The 1,974-nt window shown below is 46.6% G+C and carries 2 protein-coding genes and 1 pseudogene; 1 reads left to right on the top strand and 2 read right to left on the bottom strand.

Features of this window, described 5'->3' with window-relative positions; all coding sequences use genetic code 11:
• Positions 1-231 precede the first annotated feature (231 nt).
• Together IQ224_RS23150 and IQ224_RS23145 are read right to left on the bottom strand one after the other, a co-directional pair.
• Entirely contained in the window at positions 232-507 is a 276-nt protein-coding gene (locus IQ224_RS23150) for a hypothetical protein (RefSeq protein ID WP_002745782.1), read from the bottom strand.
• A gap of 376 nt (positions 508-883) precedes the next feature.
• On the bottom strand, positions 884-1,444 hold the full coding sequence (locus IQ224_RS23145) for a DUF721 domain-containing protein (RefSeq protein ID WP_002745781.1): 561 nt from the start codon (positions 1,442-1,444) through the stop codon (positions 884-886).
• Positions 1,445-1,522: 78 nt separating this feature from the next.
• Between IQ224_RS23145 and IQ224_RS23140 the strand changes: the two are divergent.
• Positions 1,523-1,974, top strand: a pseudogene (locus IQ224_RS23140) (hypothetical protein); the annotation flags it as partial.

The raw sequence follows: 1,974 nt of genomic DNA, 5'->3' as shown, positions 1-1,974 counted from the left end.
GGGGTGTGGGGTGTGGGGAGATAGGGGAATTTCAACTAATACCCCAAAACCCTAAAACCCCAACTCTCAACTCCTGAATACTTTCTACAGCAATTCTGCCTTCCCCAGTTTTATCTTTACAATCAACTCATCTATTATCTCAAAAATAGCGCCCTGAAAGATGTGGGAGGGTGAATTCATATTTTTAATGGGCAACGCCAATTTTTTGCTCCTGTTTAGGACCTAGACACTCTAAACTGCGATCGGTTGTCGGGGAGCATGACGACTAGGGGAAACCACCACGGGAGTGGGCGACACTGCACAGGTTAATTCTAGAGACTGTTCCAAACTAACCACCCGATTGAGTTGTTGCCATTCAGTGCTAAAAGGAGGCATCGCTAGGGCGCAGGCTTTCCAATGAGCTTCGACGGGAACATCTAGTTGTTGACAAGTGCCACCGCGCCGACCTTGGGTTTGATAGTATCGGCAGTATCGACAGGAAGAAGTAAGAAAGTTTGCGGGTTGCATGGGTTGGCTTTAAAAGGAAGATGATTATAGGGAACTCAAGGGATGACTCTCTTTTTGCTCTGTCTAATATTGTCCTACCCCGTGCCAAGGGTATTTTCCTGACTAGCATAGCTAGGACTGATACGCCATATAGTTTTTAGTGATCCCCAAAAAAAATTTTGTTTTTAGAATCTTTTAATAGTTACTTTGCAAAAAGCAGCACTGTCTCAAAACTGAAGAGTTGAACTCAGTTGTGGCCGAGGTTATTGGGTCTAGTATCGGCGATAACAATGCGGGGATCAAGCCTTAGCTCGATAGAATTGATGAATACAGGTTCAATTAAGACAGAAAAGATCGGCCAATTGATTCCTGACTCAAAACCACTCTTTCCACAAGACTATAAAAAAATTGAATCTTTTACCCCGCCGGACTGGGCAAAACAAAAAGCACAACATTGCCAACGCTCAAGCTCTCCGGAGGGACTGGGAGACTGACAACGAGGACAAATCGGCCAGGATCGGGTTCTCTGAAGTATTTTCTGGCTCCAACTCTCTAAACCGTCCAGTTGCTGGGGATTTTCCTGCGGTTTTTCCGGGGTGACATAACTAGGATGATCTCTCAGGGATTTAGGTGCGATCGCTTCTGGAGGAATTAACTGACTATCTTGCTGCCAACGGGCAGCAGAAAAGCGGATATCGCCCAAGGGAGTCTCTAACTGACTATTAAGCCGTTTTAATAAGCTATAGCGTTGTAAAGACAATTCCTGTGCTAAAGCGGCGCTACTGGTAGCCACCGATAAAACCCCGCGATTGAGGGAAAAAGGCCGAGTTTGCTCCAACAGACGGGGATTAATAATTTTTGGCCATAATTGCAGCACTTGCTCATAGTGGCGATATTCTTCCCAACCCGCCTGTTGAGTAATAACCGCTAAAATCTTGTCAAGAGAATGTAAAGACATCTGGAAAATCTAGAGAGTACCACGTTAGACTAGGACGAAAAAACCCGCTAACTTTTCAGCATAACCTTTAATACCCTCATGAAATCCGATCGACCCCCATCCTCCCAAGATTTGCCCCTCTCGATCGTCCATCAACCCAGTTCAGCCATTGATCCCGCTCAGGAACCAGAATACCTAGAAGCTGCTGTCATTAACGTCTATCCCCCAGCTAAAGATGTCTTTTTTACCCCTTGGGGCATCCGGGCAATGGTGATCTTTTTAATTGCTAATAGTCTCCTCAGTCTCAATCAATGGTTAACCAGCACCACCCCCACCCCGAGCAAAGCTGAGAATTCCCCCCGCGAGCAGCACCCAAATAACTCCCGCCACCTCGATCGATTGATAGCGATCGCTCGTCCAGTAGAGAAAACTCCTCAAACCAGTCCGATCGCTAATATTCCCGCTCCTCCCGTTAAAACTAGCCCGATCGCTAACATTCCCGCTCCACCAGTGGTTCAGAGTCCCCCCACCGCCATCAATCTGACTAATAC

The organism is Microcystis sp. LEGE 00066, from assembly GCF_015207925.1.
GTDB lineage: Bacteria > Cyanobacteriota > Cyanobacteriia > Cyanobacteriales > Microcystaceae > Microcystis > Microcystis ichthyoblabe_A.
This window is presented reverse-complemented; position numbering and strand designations above follow the sequence as displayed.

Excerpts from the sequence above, each read along its gene's own strand:
- IQ224_RS23150 (WP_002745782.1), bottom strand. The coding sequence starts at position 507 with ATGCAACCCGCAAACTTTCTTACTTCTTCCTGTCGATACTGCCGATAC.
- IQ224_RS23145 (WP_002745781.1), bottom strand. The coding sequence starts at position 1,444 with ATGTCTTTACATTCTCTTGACAAGATTTTAGCGGTTATTACTCAACAG.